The sequence below is a fragment of the Candidatus Nitrospira salsa genome, from assembly GCF_965152625.1.
Window position 1 is genome coordinate 311,027 of sequence record NZ_CBCUCO010000003.1, and the last position, 16,363, is coordinate 327,389.

General features: G+C 46.9%; 11 protein-coding genes. 3 read left to right on the top strand and 8 right to left on the bottom strand.

What is annotated here, in order from left to right:
- Positions 1 to 228: 228 nt before the first annotated feature.
- Together ACWQXP_RS12900 and ACWQXP_RS12905 are read right to left on the bottom strand one after the other, a co-directional pair.
- On the bottom strand, positions 229 to 3,261 hold the full coding sequence (locus tag ACWQXP_RS12900) for a GAF domain-containing protein (RefSeq protein WP_454063282.1): 3,033 nt from the start codon (positions 3,259 to 3,261) through the stop codon (positions 229 to 231).
- A 426-nt stretch (positions 3,262 to 3,687) separates the two neighbouring features.
- Positions 3,688 to 4,491, bottom strand: a complete 804-nt coding sequence (locus ACWQXP_RS12905) for a thiaminase II/PqqC family protein (protein ID WP_454063283.1) — start codon at positions 4,489 to 4,491, stop codon at positions 3,688 to 3,690.
- 697 nt (positions 4,492 to 5,188) lie between these two features.
- Here ACWQXP_RS12905 and ACWQXP_RS12910 point away from each other — a divergent pair.
- Positions 5,189 to 6,490 (top strand): AmpG family muropeptide MFS transporter, encoded by a 1,302-nt coding sequence (locus ACWQXP_RS12910; protein ID WP_454063284.1) that lies wholly within the window; start codon positions 5,189 to 5,191, stop codon positions 6,488 to 6,490.
- 12 nt (positions 6,491 to 6,502) lie between these two features.
- On the opposite strand, the gene ACWQXP_RS12915 is transcribed toward ACWQXP_RS12910, so the two are convergent.
- Positions 6,503 to 7,297 (bottom strand): DUF1295 domain-containing protein, encoded by a 795-nt coding sequence (locus ACWQXP_RS12915; RefSeq protein ID WP_454063285.1) that lies wholly within the window; start codon positions 7,295 to 7,297, stop codon positions 6,503 to 6,505.
- Positions 7,298 to 7,418: 121 nt separating this feature from the next.
- Entirely contained in the window at positions 7,419 to 10,460 is a 3,042-nt protein-coding gene (locus tag ACWQXP_RS12920) for a DUF748 domain-containing protein (protein WP_454063286.1), read from the bottom strand.
- A gap of 373 nt (positions 10,461 to 10,833) precedes the next feature.
- Between ACWQXP_RS12920 and ACWQXP_RS12925 the strand changes: the two genes are divergently transcribed.
- Entirely contained in the window at positions 10,834 to 11,523 is a 690-nt protein-coding gene (locus ACWQXP_RS12925) for an arginine N-succinyltransferase (protein WP_454063287.1), read from the top strand.
- 135 nt (positions 11,524 to 11,658) lie between these two features.
- Positions 11,659 to 12,498 carry an EcsC family protein gene (locus ACWQXP_RS12930; RefSeq protein ID WP_454063288.1) on the top strand — a complete coding sequence of 280 codons (840 nt, stop codon included), beginning with the start codon at positions 11,659 to 11,661 and terminating at the stop codon, positions 12,496 to 12,498.
- 126 nt (positions 12,499 to 12,624) lie between these two features.
- Here the strand turns inward: ACWQXP_RS12930 and ACWQXP_RS12935 are convergent, their stop codons facing one another.
- The 4 genes from ACWQXP_RS12935 to ACWQXP_RS12950 all read right to left on the bottom strand — a co-directional run bounded on the left by ACWQXP_RS12935 (position 12,625) and on the right by ACWQXP_RS12950 (position 16,149).
- A complete protein-coding gene (locus tag ACWQXP_RS12935; protein ID WP_454063289.1) occupies positions 12,625 to 13,260 on the bottom strand; it encodes a CPBP family glutamic-type intramembrane protease in 636 nt (211 codons plus the stop codon).
- A 54-nt stretch (positions 13,261 to 13,314) separates the two neighbouring features.
- Complete coding sequence (locus ACWQXP_RS12940; RefSeq protein ID WP_454063290.1) at positions 13,315 to 14,127, bottom strand: hypothetical protein; 813 nt, start codon at positions 14,125 to 14,127, stop codon at positions 13,315 to 13,317.
- A 46-nt stretch (positions 14,128 to 14,173) separates the two neighbouring features.
- Positions 14,174 to 14,965, bottom strand: a complete 792-nt coding sequence (locus tag ACWQXP_RS12945; protein WP_454063291.1) for a hypothetical protein — start codon at positions 14,963 to 14,965, stop codon at positions 14,174 to 14,176.
- 308 nt (positions 14,966 to 15,273) lie between these two features.
- Positions 15,274 to 16,149 carry a hypothetical protein gene (locus tag ACWQXP_RS12950; protein WP_454063292.1) on the bottom strand — a complete coding sequence of 292 codons (876 nt, stop codon included), beginning with the start codon at positions 16,147 to 16,149 and terminating at the stop codon, positions 15,274 to 15,276.
- Positions 16,150 to 16,363 lie beyond the last annotated feature (214 nt).

Consider the following 16,363-nt stretch of genomic DNA (forward strand, 5'->3'; position numbering starts at 1 on the left):
GAAAGGAAGCCCTAGGCGACGGTTGTTGCCTGCCTCATGGTCGGGTCAATTGAGCCACTGACGATGCTATGGGGGGTGCCCCCCCTGAATTGCTGATGAGAAGTCGCCTAGACAGCGTAATACTGCGCCTCAAACATCGGAAATTATTTGAAACGGCTATAACGAACTTCAGGGAGTCATGGGGTGAGAATACTTGAGAGAATTTTTCTATCGTGTCTTCACAAAGACCTATGAGGATGAAAGCACTTGGAAAATCGTCTCACTCAGGTCATGAAGTAGAAGGGGTTTCCATAAAAAGGCTTGAATCCCCAAATCACGCGCTTTTTCTGGCGTCATTCTCGGACTGTACCCCGTGCAAAGGATAATGGGGATACCTGGTCTTTGATGCAATAATTCCTGTGAAAGAACTTCACCCGTCATGTTGGGCATCGTTTGATCGGTGATTACAAGATCAAAATCCTCCGGAGCTTCACGAAACGCTTTCAAGGCGTTAACACTGTCAGTCTCAACTCTTACGGAATAGCCAAGTTGTGTTAAAATTTCCTTCCCCAAGTGAGCAATAGACTCTTCATCTTCAACAAATAAAATACGTTCCCCAGAACCAAGCTTCAGTGAAACCTCATTTGATCGTTCCTGTATCGAAGCTATATTGAGTTCAGGTAAAAATACCGTAAAAGTTGTCCCTTTACCCAGAGTACTCTCGACTTTGATCCCCCCATGATGGTTTGACAGAATGCCATGAACAACCGACAATCCAAGACCAACTCCATCGCCAGCATCTTTTGTGGTAAAAAATGGATCAAATATTCGCTCAAGAATCTCTGAAGGGATACCTGGCCCTGTATCTCGAATAGTTGTTTTGAGGTAAGACCGGCTTGGGACGTCTCTATTTGAGAATGCTTGACCAATCTCCTCATCTGTCATCAAGCAATGCTCTAGACTCACTTCCAACTCACCACCTTGCTCACCCATGGCCTGCGCTGCATTCGTACAAAGATTCATTAATACTTGATGGATCTGAATCGGGTCGGCAATAATTGGGCTGACCTTATTAGCCAATGAGGTTTTAATTTCGATGGTTGATGGCAGCGTGGCACGAAGAAACCGAAGAGCTTCCTCGATCACCTGCGGCAAATGGATCGGTTTTAATTCTTGGTCAGTTTGACGGCTAAAGACAAGAATTTGTTTGGTGAGCCCTTTCGCTCGAATACCCGCTGCGTGCACTTCTTCAAGGTATCGATACACCGGACTCGTTGTCGGAAGAAACGAGCGGGCCAATTCATTAAACCCAAGAATCGCAGTCAGAATATTATTGAAATCATGCGCAATTCCTCCCGCTAAGGTCCCAATGGCTTCCATCTTCTGTGATTGACGAAGTTTACTCTCGCTATCCTTGAGAGCCAATTCCGTCACATGCCGCTCACAAGCAATACTCGCAAGATGCGCTCCTGTGGTCATCAGATGCTGATCATTCGTTGTTGGGACACAAACCGATGGGTGCGAAATGCAAAATGAACCCAACACTTTCTCATCTTTCCCAAAAAACGGAGTCGACCAACAGGCCCGAATACCATGCTTTTCTGGAAAGTCTCCAAATTTCGAAAAGCGAGGGTCTTGCCTGACGTCAGGAACAATGACGGGTTGCCCCAAAAACTCGGCAGCTCCACAGGATCCGCTCAAATCTCCAACGGACAGTCCATCCAGTCCCTGGGAAAACTCTTCTGGAAGTGACGGAGCCGCACCTAGACGTAGAGTTTTGCCATCATAATCGACAAGCAGAATTGAACAATAGGTGTCTGACCTTTGTTGTTCGATTAAGAGACAGATTTTGTCAAGAACATGACTAAGCGGCTCATCACAGGCCAGCAATTGTAACACCGTATTTTGAGCTTGCAGAAGATGTTCAGCTCGTTTTCTATCGGTAATATCCGTCGCCATTCCACATATGGCATTCGACTCTTCGTGAAAAGCTGGAACGGGGAATTTAATAGAAAGATACGTGCGAGCTCCATCATTGTGAGGAATGATCTCTTCAAATTCGATCGGAGCTTGCTTTTCATATACCTGCCGATCATTGGCAAACAACACATCTGCGGTCTCTTTTGGTAGCACCTCATGGATCGTTTTACCAATCACATTCTTTCGCGACAAGGAAAAACGGTTCTCCCATTGACGATTCACCATAAGATACCGACCTTGAGGATCTTTCACAAACACCAATGCCGGGGAATTATCGAGAATGGCTTGAATCCGCTCTTCGCTTTTTTGGATCGCGACTTCGGCTTCTTTCTGCTTGGTAATATCAAGGGAAAATCCTTGAAGAAATTCCGGTTCTCCATTCTGGTCATAAACGACATTGACGAGGTCATGTATCCAAACAGTCGCACCGTTCGCCGCTGTCAAACGATATTCTAGTTCAAAATCTCGTTGTTGCGTTGAAATTTCACGACAGAAGTCCAACACCCATTGACGATCATCAGGATGTATACGGTCTTCCCATGCATGCTCTTGATACCAATACTCCTCTGGAAATCCTAGAAGCTCTTTGACCTGAGACCCAATGTAGGATATACGCTCAGTCGAATACTCCATCTCCCATGGGATCACATGAGCAGATTCCACAAGTCGTTGAAACCGCGAGGCATTGCTTGAAAGCGTTTCCTCCAGACGTGCACGCTCAATCACCATTCCCGAGAGATGCGCATAAATTTCAATGAGCCCGTGATGCATGGCATCAGGCGTCCGAGGTTCTTGGAAATACATCGCAAAGGTTCCGAGCACATTGTCCGAAGCAGAAAAGATTGGGGTCGACCAACAGGCTCGAAACCCATGCTCTAACGCAAGATCCTTATATCGTTTCCAACGGAAATCCGTGGCAATATCAGACACAATCACCGTTTCTCGTTCATATGCCGCGGCCCCACAAGAGCCCGTCTCTGGCCCAATGATCACCCCGTTAATTTGACGAATATATGAATCTGGCAAGCTGGGTGCAGCAATATGGCACAAAGCTTCCCCATTCAATAGAAGAATAGAGCACCACATTCCTGGAAACTGTTCTTCAACTTTCTGACAGAAAAGCGTCAGAATGTCTGGCAACGACTCACCAATGGCAATTTTTTCTAAAAGGAGCTTTTGACTGGCGATAGAAGCAAGGGCCTGCTGACGTGCACGAATATGAGACGGCAATTGAAGCTGTGCCAAATGAGGAACGTCTCGCTTCGACTTAGAAAGCGAAGGAGGCGAAGAATCTGATTTCATATATGGACTCTTTCACTGGCTTCAGTAACTCCTTCATAATACTGGATGGAGCATTCGTATCAATAAAAATCAATAAGTTCGTATCAGTCCGCCAATGAAGACATCGTCAAGAAATGAGAAATACCTCCTGGGGAAAATGAATGAAATACAGGTTATGTGGAAAGTAAGAATGGGGAATAAAAATAATGAAGAGGGGGAACGATCATCAAATTGATATAAACGAAATCAGAACACAGCACATCTCTTGAATCTAGTATGAATATGTAACATGTGCCATAAATTATGTTGGAATAGTATAGGCTGACACTTCCCCCTCCTTATGTCAAGGTTTTTCTCAATACATTCACACACTTCCTGAAGAAGGCCTGCAACGATTGAGCTCCTTGATATCGCTCATGACTTAACACAAAAGAGACTCATCCTAACTTACGCCGCCACATGATAGATACGCCAATAGCTATCATAGGGATCATACTCTCCATCAGATGCCTGGAGGGCCATCAATAAAAACTCTAAGCTCTGAATGGCCTCAGCTCTGACACCAAGCTGTTCAGACTGAGTCGACACATGGCGTGAGACAATCTCTAGACTTTCTCGAATACACCTGCCAGTCGATCGTATATGACTTCGGACCCATGACTGGGTGTTTTTTGTGAGAATCAGGTTCATGCGCTGCTCGTAACGTGTAATCCCGTTGAGAAGTGAAGGCGCCATCAATCGTACGGCACCTCCCAATACATATCCCAAAACCATCATGCTTTCGGCAAGGCTTTGACGATGCGTGACTGTCCAGAGGTACTGATTTAACACCTTTACATTCATCCGAATCGATGTTTCAAATAATTGTTGCCGAGACACGCCAAAACCTTCAGCCATTTGCCTCCAACGATGTGCCTGCCATTTGATCGCACGTACATGACGTTGGAGCGTGGCCCGCAATGCACAATCAGAGGTCTTTTCAACATTCAACGAAACCCAATGCGGAAATGTTTCCATCAGTGGATAGAACTGAATGAGACAATCATGCGCTTGAGCTCTTGTAAACGTTCCATGAGTGACATTTCGAATTCTGAAACTGTCTTGTACGGTGCGGTGATACGGTTTAATTTCTTCGATCAGTGAACCAAGCCAGGGTGGATAGGATGGCACGAGACATGGACCAATCGGAATGTCCACCAAGGCCTGAGGCCATTGGTGGACATGGACACCTCCAGAACCCTCAGCGCTCATGGTCTAACCCTCCCATCCTCAGATGAGACTGCTCACAAGAAAATATCGGGGGCAAGAATCAACCACAGCAATAACATTGCCTAACTGAACATTATAGCGAATCCAATTAATTTCCAGTTTATGAGAAAAGGTGGCCTAGGCAACGATTGTTGTATACCTCTCGCAGGGTTGAAGTGGGTGCGAATGGCGGGACCTGCTTGCCTCTGACGTGTTCATTATCGGTCGCGTAGACCGCGTAATACTACGCCTCAAACATCGGAAGGTTATACCCGCTTAAATTACTGATAATGATTGACGTTTTCTCTCACGTATTGAATATCAACATTGTACACGTTGGCGCTTTATCATTTCGGTATAACTGAAACGGCTATAAGCAAAAAGAGTCTCGCGACACACTCACAGAATGTCTGACAGAGAGATACGAAAGAACATCAAACATTTTTTTGAGAGCTTTGACACAGACTCTTTCTGTTTCGTTAAAACGATATGTTACAACATGACAGGGCAAAATTTGCCGTCAACTTTGACAACACGTCAAATATTTGACAGGATTTTTTTACCGACTTCAGCGTATAGGTGCCGGTGCATCAACCTTCCAGACCACTTCCCAAATATTGATAAGCTACCTATGCCATGACTTTCTTCTTCTATAGAGCTGAGGAAGACTCAATCCATTGCCCGTGGTAATCTCTTACGTATGAACACTGAAATTCGTTCAGGTCATTGGTTGTTGGATTTTGTCAAACTGTTAGTCGGGCCCAAGATGCTCGTCATGTTGCTAACGGGATTCGCTTCTGGCTTGCCATTGCTGCTCACCGGATCAACATTAAAGTTTTGGCTTCGTGAAGAAGGACTTGATCTCAGCACCATTGGATTCTTCAGTCTCGTCGGACTGCCCTACACACTCAAATTTCTTTGGGCTCCTTTTATGGATCGCTTCATCCCTATCGACTTCGGTCGCCGGCGAAGCTGGATGCTCATTAGTCAAATTGCTCTGCTGCTGACCATCAGTGCCATTGCCCTCACGAATCCCCTCACACATTTACCCAGTGTTGTGTTCCTTTGCCTTCTCATCACATTTTTTAGCGCCAGTCAGGATATTGTCCTGGATGCCTATCGACGTGAGGCGTTAACGGACGAAGAACTCGGGATCGGATCTTCAATATTTATTTATGGGTACCGCCTAGGAATGCTGACCTCTGGCGCACTCGCGCTCTTTCTCGCTGATCAAGATTTATTCTCATGGCAAGATGTCTATGTCATCATGGGAACCTGCATGGTGATTGGAATCTTCGCCACCTGGTTCGCCCCAGAACCGACGAGGGAATATCCTCTACCCGCATCCCTCCAAGAAGCGATTGTGGGGCCATTTGTGGAATTTTTCTCACGACCACATGCCATTCTGATTTTGGCCTTCATTCTTCTTTATAAACTTGGGGACAGTATGGGATCTGAAATGATTTCCCCATTGATGGTCGATCTGGGAATTTCTAAAACCCAATATGCCATGGTCGTCAAACTCTTTGGAATGATCGCCCTCATTGCCGGTGGGTTATTGGGGGGATTGGTCATCTATCGACTTGGCATTATCCGCTCTCTCTGGATCTTTGGAATCTTACAAATGGTCTCAACGGCAGGTTTTGTCGTGCTTGCCATGGCGGGCAATCATGTCCTGGTCTTAACAGCCGTTATTGCCTTTGAAACCATCACGAGCGGCCTAGGACAAACAGCCTATGTGGCCTTCATGGCCAGCATCACGAATAAACGATTCACCGCAACGCAATATGCACTCTTAACAAGCTTGATGGGAGTTCCAAGAGTCATTGCAGGGTCAACAACGGGAATCTTAGCTGACTGGGTGGGCTGGGAGGTCTTCTATGCCTTCTGCACATTCATTGCGTTACCAGGACTTCTGCTCATCGGACGAATCGCAAAAATTGAAGCAAACGACGCTTCACGAGAGACCAACCAACCACTCACTTCTGGAGGTAGCAGATAGTCTTCTTTGCAATCATTTTTTGGGAAACCACGGGACAAATACACTGGTCGTCCTTTGGTACGCACGATAATCATCCCCGCGTGAGGCAAGCGCTTGAGCTTCAACATAGGGAATGCCAGTCACCTTCAACAGCGCTCCGGTCATGACCACTGGACCAATCAGTGTGTACCACCCAAATGGCACACCAATAGCCATCACCACATAGGAACACCAAATCAACGTTTCAAAAAAGTAATTGGGGTGACGAGAATACCGCCACAAACCCACACGACATGTTTTCCCTGCGTTCTCAGAGTTTTCACGAAACGTCCCCAACTGTTGATCTGCCAGCGCTTCTCCTGCTACGGCCATAAGCCAAAGCATCATTCCCAGAATTTCAGCAATTCCAAATGACGGGTAAGGATTGGCCATAAGAACGGCTAGCGGGGTCAAGAAAATGATCACAGCTACAGCTTGACCTTGGAAATAAATAAAAAACCCCAACTGCGCCCATTTGCCCATTTTCTTTCGAAGTGCCTGATACCGAGCATCTTCGATTTTTCGATTGATCCTATGAACAAGCAGATACCAGGCTAATCGAAACGCATAGATCATTCCCATTGCGCCAAGCAGCCATTTTCTTAATGGATCTCCCTCAATGACGTTCGCCGAGACAAGGCTCATCACGCCAAAGACCAGACAAAACCCTAAATCAGCAAGGACCGCATTTTGCTGAAACCATTGCACACACCAAAAACCAAGCATGACCAGAGCCGCAATTGGCCAGACAATGACAAGGATGTCAAAGGGAGGAGGAAGAAAGGACATATTCGAGATGAGAAGTGTAAAGGTTAAAATGAAAAGTGGAAACTTAAAAGAGGATATGCGGCCTCAAAACAAAAGTCACTATTTTTCAATTTACACTTTTCACGTTATCTCGTTCTAGACATTACCCTGCAGTTAATGAAAGAGGACTACGCACCAGATTCTGGTCGGCTTGGGCATTTAACTGAACTTCGATTAAAAAGACTTGTTCTTTAGGAATTTTCCCTTGTTGAATTAGATGATCACGGATTGCTTGCGCTCGTTGCTGAGCTAAAAGACGGACCTCACTTTCATGCACATCCATGGCATCCAATAATTGACGCTTCATGCGTTCCCAGGGCTCTTCCTGTGTAGGCTCTGAGTTCGTCGCCACCCTAGAACTGGCATTCTTGGGCTCTGGCAGGTCTTCTGAGTTTGACTCGGCCTTCTGAGCAGCATCGGATGCTGACTCGAGCTTTTCCGCCATCGCCTCACCGAACTTCTGGACAAAGAGCTCGCGAATGAAACGGCGTTGCTCGTCAGACGTCATGGGTGAATCTTTCTGCTCACGCAGCCCATTGAGCTGCGTCTCGAGTTTTACCTCAGCAAGTGCGGTGCGATCATGCGCCGGATCGGCTGTTCCCGTGACTTCCAATCTTAACGCCGGGCGTTCAACAAGCGCACTGGCAAGTGTATTAAGCTTCTCCTGCTCTTGTTCATTTAGCTCCTGAGAACCAAGCTCAAATTCCACGAACTGGAGATCGTCATCTCCCCCTCCAACGAGACCTCCGACAAGATTAAAGGGTGAAGTCACAGCTTTGGTCAGGAGATTGAGCAACGTCTGTATCAACACCCCACCATAGCTGAAGTCTGGATCATTCAAATTACCCCGGACCGGCAAATCAATATCAATTTTCCCATGCCGATCCTTGAGCAGTGCTATCGCCAGAGGCACAGGCAGCGAGGTGGCATCCGGACTTCCCGTCTCTGCCCCCATCGTCATCTGATCGATGAGGATCTTGTTTTCTCCCTCCAAAACATGTTCAGCAACCTTATATTTGAGGTCAAGAGACAGTTTGCCTTTCGTAATCGGATGACCCGCATATTTTCCGGAATACGGGGATACAGCAGTCAAATTCACATTCTTAAACAGTAAGGTCAAATCAGAGTAGGCATCCTTGCTGAGCGGATTAATTTTTCCGTTCACTTCAAACGGCGCATACTTGTCAACTTTTCCTTTGAGTTCAATATCTGCCTTTGCCACCTGAGCGGAGGATAACCCGGAAATCGTACCCGTTAATTCTTGAATACCCGTTTGGACATTCGGCTCTAATGACAAATCAGCAAACTGCGCAGCTGCATTCACAAGACGCACTCGGCCAATCTTGACGGGAAGCGGCTCTTGGGCTGGTTCCGCGGATTGCGAAGACTCTTCCTCTGGAACGTCAGGCTCCTCACTTGCACCTGGGGGTGAAAACAGTCGTGAAAAATTCATCGATCCATCATCAGCAATGGTAGCTTTGACAAATGGTTCGACAAGCTCGATTTCTTCGATCAACACAGTTGTCGGCTCAACATCTAACACCACTTTTTTTAATAAAAGCGATTGGAACTTCAAAAATTCTTCAGCCAATTCAGGATCGCTCGCGCTGAACTGACTGAGAGCCACCTGCCCCGAATAGTGGAGAAGAGGCGATTTCCCAGGCGCTCCCTGATATTGCAACTTCCCATCCAAATCGATGGCTCCATCACTCAGCTGAAACTGAACATGCGGAGACAGATACGGTGAGAATGGCGGAAGTCCTAATTCTGTGACCTTGAGATCAAGATCGGTAACCACAGGCTCAATTCCCAGCGTGCCTGCCACGTCAACCTTCCCGGTGTCATTAACGGTGAATGCCAACGCCACGTCAAATGGTTCTTGAAAGGTCGTTATGAGTTTTTTCACTTGAAGATCGAACCCAGCAAGATTGAGTTGAGCGGGAGGCTCTACCGTTCGATCCTCGAAATCAATAGCATAGTTTTGTACCGCAAAGTCTTGAATGTTTATGACCCATGGCTGGTCATTTGTCGAGCCATCGGTTGGAGCATCGGCTAGTTCAGCTGCCGGATCAGAAGCTTCAGACTCTTCTGTCGCATCAATAGGGGTAAAGAGTTCTTGATAGTTCATCATCCCTTTCTCGTTCACCCAGGTTGAAAACACGGCATCTTTGGAACGAACTAATGGAATCGTGACGTGCTGTTTGGCAACATCAACGCTTACGTCCTCCACATCAAAAGCAGGAATGGCCAGCACGGTGTCAGCATTACCTTTCGCGGCCATGTTCAATTTACTGACATGGATTTCCCCTCCAGTCAGGATAGTCTCTACGGTTTCACCTTGTGTCGTTAGTTCGTACTGTGTACTGACATTCAAGAACCCATTTTGTATTTCAAAACGCAATTGATCTTGAAGATATCGCCATGGAGTGTGAAGCCGTAACCCGGTTAGTGAGATCTTTCCTGAAGAGCTGAACGGTTCTAACACCAGCGTCCCTTCCCACTCGAGCATTTCACCCTCGCTCAACTCGGCCGTTACCGTGTAAGGATTTTTCAAATCGGGATGCGTTGCAAAATTATTGAGGGAAATTTCAATCGGAACAATATGGGCGTGAAAGGGAGTCGGCCTGGATTCATCATGAAACTCAACCATGCCCTGCTCAATCGCAATACGCTGAATTTCAATGGCTGGGACACCCGCCTCTTCGCTAGACGCTTGCTCGAATTCATCTTCTAAAGACGCTGAATCCGATTGAGACGCAGTGGTCGGTCCCAGCTCAGCGACATTCAATGTGCCGTCCGGTCGAATCTTAATCAGTCCGTATGGCAAGACCAACTTGATGTGTTCAAACGTGTAGATCTGTCGAAAAATGGAAGAAACTTGAAAATTCACAAAAAGTTCTTGAAATCCAAACAGAGGACTCTGGTCCTGCTCTTGAACTTCAAAGTTCTGAACACTTATTGAAAGTGTGAAGGGGTTAAACGTAATGTCGTTCACCACCACTGTCCGACCAAGCTGCTCAGACAATATGGCCGGAAGTTTGGACTTAGCCACCCAGGGAATCACGACAAATCCGACAAGCGTATACAGCAATAGTAGGCTTACCATTATTATGATTAGTCGCTTTGTATTCCGAAAGAACGCCATGACAAATTTCTTACAATACTGTGAATTCAGGAAAAAGTTTCGAGGACCATACCACACAGTCTATCATTTCACTATATGCCACTAAATATCCATTCCTGTCGTGCAACACCCTTGATCATGAGCGGGTCCGAAAGATCTGAGCAATCACTTCTTCAACCAGGATCCCTGCAAAGCCTGCCTATTCCTTCTCACCGCGTTGTTGCCACCTCACTCTGGGTGCAACGCCGCAATCAATACGTTATAATAAAGCTCAAAGTATTGCACTGCACACTAAGATAGCATCTGCTCGTGCCCCCCTCGCTTCATCACAGACGCCCCCGTAAAAACTTGTCCGCTAGAATAGATTACGGTACCCTTGAATACAGGGAAACGAATGAGCATACCAACCACAACAACGGTCTCAAGCAAGTTTAGGCTCAGTGGATTCCAGATAGTTGGAATCAGCCTCATCCTGGCCATCCTTTTGTTCACGACGTGGTGGCTGAGCAACAATATTTACGCGGCTCCATTCACCCCGACACAACTGACAACATTAGAGCAACAAACTCTCGAAGCCAAGCTGGCTCAGGTTTCTGAAGCCCATCCGCCAACAATCGATTCAGCAACAGCAAGACCAGCAGAGACGTCATCCGGACCATTAGAACCAGAACCTTATGACGAGAATCATGGGAAACGAGAAATTCACTTGTCTGAGAAAGAACTAAATGCCCTGATTGCCAAAGATCCAGAAACCGCGAGGCATGTGGCCGTAGACTTAACCGATGATCTTGTTAGCGTCAAACTCCATGTTCCCATGGACCACGATTTCCCTGTGCTTGGCGGGAAAACGCTCAAATTACATCTAGGGGTTATACTAAAATATGTCGACAATCGACCGGTTGTTGCCATTCGCGGTATGAGCCTTGGTGGAGTTCCACTACCTCAATCTTGGTGGGGTGATATCAAAAATGTGAACCTTGTGGAAAAATTTGGTACAGAAGGAGGTTTTTGGAATCAATTCGCCAAAGGGGTAGAACGCATCAGTATTCAGGAAGGTCAGTTTCGAATCAAGCTGAAAGAATAATCCCCCCTCTCTCGTTAATGCTGACCTCGCAAGAACCGATAGAGAGTGTAAGCCAGCAATTAATTGATTCATAGTATATAATGAAAACAAGATGTCTCGATTTCACCCACCATTTCCCCACGGAGAACCCTATCCATGACGCTTAGCTTAGAGGACCAAGAAGCCCTTGAACAGGCCTATTCGCTACTTGAAAATCCCAGCTTCGCTGCCAAAGTCACCAACCTCATTGGAACACCGGTCGAAAAAGCTCTGGCGGTCTTACCCGACAATTGGTCAGACAAGTTAATGACCTCCACAAAAGGGGCACTCTCAAGGGCTCTGGATGTTGCGGTTGCCACGCTCAACTACCAACATGCTGGCGAGGCATCTAATACCGCCCATAAAGTCTTCACATCAATCAGCGGAGCACTTGGTGGAGCATTCGGTCTAGGTGGCTTGGCGGTCGAACTGCCTATCTCGACGACGATAATGCTTCGATCAATTGCTGATATTGCTCGAAGTGAAGGGGAAAATATTCTGGATGTGGAAACTAAGCTTTCATGTCTTGAAGTCTTTGCACTAGGAGGCCCAACTCCAAACGATGATGGCTCTGAAACAGGATATTTCGCGGTTCGAACAGCACTGGGTGCCGCGGTTTCCGAAGCGGCGAAGTATATCACTGAACGTGGAATGGCCGAAACCGGAGCTCCAGGATTAGTCCGCCTCGTCACCCAGATCGCCTCACGCTACAGCATTCAAGTCTCTGAAAAAGCCGCAGCTCAAGCTATACCTATCATTGGCGCAGCTGGCGGTGCCACAGTCAATCTCTTGTTCATTAATCATTTTCAAGATCTCGCACGCGGCCACTTTACCGTGAGGCGGCTTGAACGAATTTACGGGCCAGTACCGGTTAAAGCCGCCTATGAAGCCATTGGAAGTACTGAGCAAGCCACCGAGAATCATGCTGAATCATATTCCGCGTCTTCCACTCGCTAGGGCTTCTCGATTATTCGAGTCGTCATCTCCGACACGTCTACATGTGTCTCCTATCCAAACATCTTATTTGCATCAGAAATGCTTCCTGTTGGTGAATAATCTCCCCAAAAGTTATCTTCACCTGAATTATGTACCAAAAGCCGCAATCCAAGGGTCTTGATTTAAAACCCACAAATAAAAAAATGTCCCGAGCCATCCGTGATACACGCCAAGAACCCAAAGATTCCGGTGCTGGAGATAGCTGGGAATAAAGACACATCCCAAGAGCCACGTCGCCAGCATCAACCACCCTTCAGGAACATGAACAACCGAGAACAAACATGCCCCAATCAGCACGACACTCCAGGAGCTAAACTGGGGAAACAGTTTAACAATATTCGATACACCTAACGCTTGCACCAGAAACTGCTGAAGTACACCCCATATCGGGTACACCAGCAATAAAACAGGAATGTGAGCACTCCACAGATCGCGCCCGTAACTGAATGCAATCAACAACATACCCACCATCGCGATGACAAAGACGATGGTGGGCCATATCAGTGCGGCTTTCAGATTATCAGTTTGAAATCCCCATCTTCTCCAATGATCGGGCCGATGCCAAACTTGCCATCCGACATAGGTCACCCAACCTATGCTTGCTAGTACGATAAAGAACCCTTTGGCTCCTAATTCCTGAAAGACAACATGTGCCATCCCCGTGAAGGCTACGGCCCCCAGTTCGAACGCAGGTGACTCATGTGGCGTGACAACCTTTTCCATCAAACTGAAACCTAGACGAAAAGATAGACGTCTAAGCTCCACTTCGCAAGATCGTTATTCATAAAAATATCCAAAATAGATTGTCTGGTCTAACTCGTTTGCCAAATAAATATTATGACGCATAATCCACGGTGCGGGGTTCCAAGGTGTGTCGGGATGATACGGCGTCCCAATATCGCCCCAAGCACCATTTTCCGTGGGTAGTTGGGAAACCTGATCATAATCTGGAAAACTGTTATACACCACTGCGGTGATACCGCCGGCGAGTCCGGGAGGAGCCGTACATTCAGCCACTTCACTGCCGAAGACATTGAGCACCACCAGTCTATTAAGAGCCGTATCGCTGGCTATATAGGACCACGGAGCTGCCGTGAGACCTTGAATACTGGACCCCAGTGAGACATTCACACTTCCCAACACGACTCCATTGTTGGCTATGGCCTCTAGGACTGTGCCATCCGTTCGAACAAAATATAAGCCATTATGCGCTAGCGCCACGCCACGTCGGGTCGGCACGGTAATCGTATCGACCTGATTACCGGTGTCGGGATCAATACCGATGATCGTATCCTGATTCGTGGTGGATTGCACGGCCCAAATGATGTTCCGAAACCGCCCATAGGTCATACCGCTAATGACATCCTGATCGAGAGGTGTTGCAAAACGTACAGCCTCTTTCGAGACAGACAGATGCAAATAGAGTAAAACGATTTCGTCTTCATATGATGTCTGGGTTAAAAACGCTAAATAGGGATCGTTATTCCTGCGGCAAATAGTTAGCGCACTTCCAGTACCAGTCGTCGTAACCGGATACGGGTATGATCCCACTTGATAAAATTGAAGTGGTGTGGGTGGTGTGGGTGGCATGATTGCCTCCTTTCTTCTCGAACAATCTGAAAAACAACATGACCGATCACGGCACGATGCACGGCACCGTATCCCCGATATTCGTCCCATTCAAATGAACATTTCTTAGACGCGCCTTAATCAGACATTTCCATTTATCGTTCTTATCTTTTCGCCCTTCAAGCCGGATCCGATAATGATGATCCTCTTTCAAATTGGGAATCACGTAAAAATTATTTTCAAACTTTCGAACCTTTTGATTCTCGTCACAGGCATTGGTAAACGTATCGCCCCAATCCTTCCAACAGATCTTCCATTTGTCGTACTTGTCGGGCTGCACACTCCACGACACTTTGATATTGCAAGTGTTTTTATCGAAATCACAGGAATGCCCACCGTCATATCCGTCTGGGCCAAGAGTGAGCCAAACGGATGACCCAATCCCTTTTTCATCATGGGGAGGTTCGTATGGTTCACTGTCACGTTCCTGTTGTAGACCATCAGGACAATCCGGATCGGCAGAACAAGCATTCAGGTTACAATAGCCATCCTTCCCACAGGGTGGCGGCCCGTCAAGAGAATCAAGCGCCACAAGCCGGATCGGCAAATCACTCTGACGATCCGCTCGGGAATACGCACTGTGAGCTGCGAGCAGACGCCCCTGAAACAATTCATTGTTCATTAATGTATAAGACCTGGTATTAGGACTCTCGATTAGGCCCAATTGTATTTCATGTCGATAGAGCTCCCGAATCTGCTCCTCCGACTTATTGTTAGTCTCCGCACTCACAACACATGGAGCACAAAGTCCCAGAATCAATACCATGACCACATGAGTTCGATAGGTCCTCTGTCTCATTTTCACGCCTCCTTTTTCGAAACTTTTGTCAATCATACACCCAACCTATCAATCTGGATTAATAAGCCCTTTGATCAGATTCCCTCATGGTTTGATACTCCTAAAAACATTCCAAACATCTTGTTTTTTGTCGATACAAGTAAGGTTCGTACTTTTTCCTACCGTCTTTACGCGTTATCTCCTGAACACATTTCATCTTGCCATTAGGTACTTCAAAACGTTCTCTTGCCTCATGGCTGTTTCGTAAACTTACCGAACCCGAAGTCTCCATACTCTCGAATGATTGGAGATCATCATTATTTTATAGACTAGTAACCATCTGCATCCTTAACAGGTGGCGTGGAAATTTTTCTCGACGCCACGCTCTTACAGTTCGCGGATAACCCCGTAAAAAATTTGTCTTTCGCAGAGTACGCGCGAACGCCCGTGACCATCTGTCCCGTCGGACAATCCGACCAATTGTCCCAACCCGGCTTGGCGTCCGTCGCCTGGATTTTCTTTCGACAGTTCGCCCGCGTGAAGCTCTGCACGTCCGGACTCACAACGAGATGGCCTTCAAGCACAGGAGCATCTTTCAGTTTAACCTCTGTGGGCTGCACCTTAATCCCTTTGATTTCCCATGCACTGGAATGACGGATATTCTGTAGAATCCCGCCCCCGCGACAAACCGACATTCCGCTCACAAACACCCTTCCCTGCTTGCGAGCGTCGAAATTGTGGATATCTTCTGATAAATCAACTGTCTTCGAATCTTTTCCCGGCAACACTTTCTTGCACCGTTCAAGTTCATAGCGTGCGACTTCCCTCGTGTAACTTGGGTAACGTGGATCAACTAATGCACCCAACAAGGTCAACACACAGGGCCTGTTGTTCCGTTCATCTATTCGAACCCCTGTAACCGCGTAGTAATTCGTCGGGTTTGGTAACGTGACATTCTTCCCAATGTTGACTTCCACTGAAGTATCCCCAGGAGAGCCAGACCCATTCGCAATCTCCCAGGAGAAGAGAGGAACTCTTCCCCCTGCGCTGGATTGAGAATCGATAGTCACTCCAACCTCACCTGGTTCTGGGTCACCTTTCTGCCCTGTTGTGGTCATAAACAGAAGATAGTCATCCTTATTGTAATCCGACCGCACGATAGTCTTTGTATTACCAGCCACCTCAGATGCGAGAGAACCGAACATGCACACTGCCCCTAGACAACAGACAGATACGACGCATCCCGTTATCCGTTTTCGTGAAAACATTTTCCCACCTCCATGTATGTATTATTTTAGAATAGGCGAATCCTGGCTTGACGATACGGCTCCAGATATCCCTATTTTGCTATCAATTAGTTCCATAAATTTACACTTACTCGATGTGTTCTAGCTGTTCTTATTGATACCATCATGAAGC

Coding starts and splice junctions, on each gene's coding strand:
- ACWQXP_RS12900 (WP_454063282.1), bottom strand. CDS start 3,261: ATGAAATCAGATTCTTCGCCTCCTTCGCTTTCTAAGTCGAAGCGAGAC.
- ACWQXP_RS12905 (WP_454063283.1), bottom strand. CDS start 4,491: ATGAGCGCTGAGGGTTCTGGAGGTGTCCATGTCCACCAATGGCCTCAG.
- ACWQXP_RS12910 (WP_454063284.1), top strand. CDS start 5,189: ATGAACACTGAAATTCGTTCAGGTCATTGGTTGTTGGATTTTGTCAAA.
- ACWQXP_RS12915 (WP_454063285.1), bottom strand. CDS start 7,297: ATGTCCTTTCTTCCTCCTCCCTTTGACATCCTTGTCATTGTCTGGCCA.
- ACWQXP_RS12920 (WP_454063286.1), bottom strand. CDS start 10,460: ATGGCGTTCTTTCGGAATACAAAGCGACTAATCATAATAATGGTAAGC.
- ACWQXP_RS12925 (WP_454063287.1), top strand. CDS start 10,834: ATGAGCATACCAACCACAACAACGGTCTCAAGCAAGTTTAGGCTCAGT.
- ACWQXP_RS12930 (WP_454063288.1), top strand. CDS start 11,659: ATGACGCTTAGCTTAGAGGACCAAGAAGCCCTTGAACAGGCCTATTCG.
- ACWQXP_RS12935 (WP_454063289.1), bottom strand. CDS start 13,260: ATGGAAAAGGTTGTCACGCCACATGAGTCACCTGCGTTCGAACTGGGG.
- ACWQXP_RS12940 (WP_454063290.1), bottom strand. CDS start 14,127: ATGCCACCCACACCACCCACACCACTTCAATTTTATCAAGTGGGATCA.
- ACWQXP_RS12945 (WP_454063291.1), bottom strand. CDS start 14,965: ATGAGACAGAGGACCTATCGAACTCATGTGGTCATGGTATTGATTCTG.
- ACWQXP_RS12950 (WP_454063292.1), bottom strand. CDS start 16,149: ATGTTCGGTTCTCTCGCATCTGAGGTGGCTGGTAATACAAAGACTATC.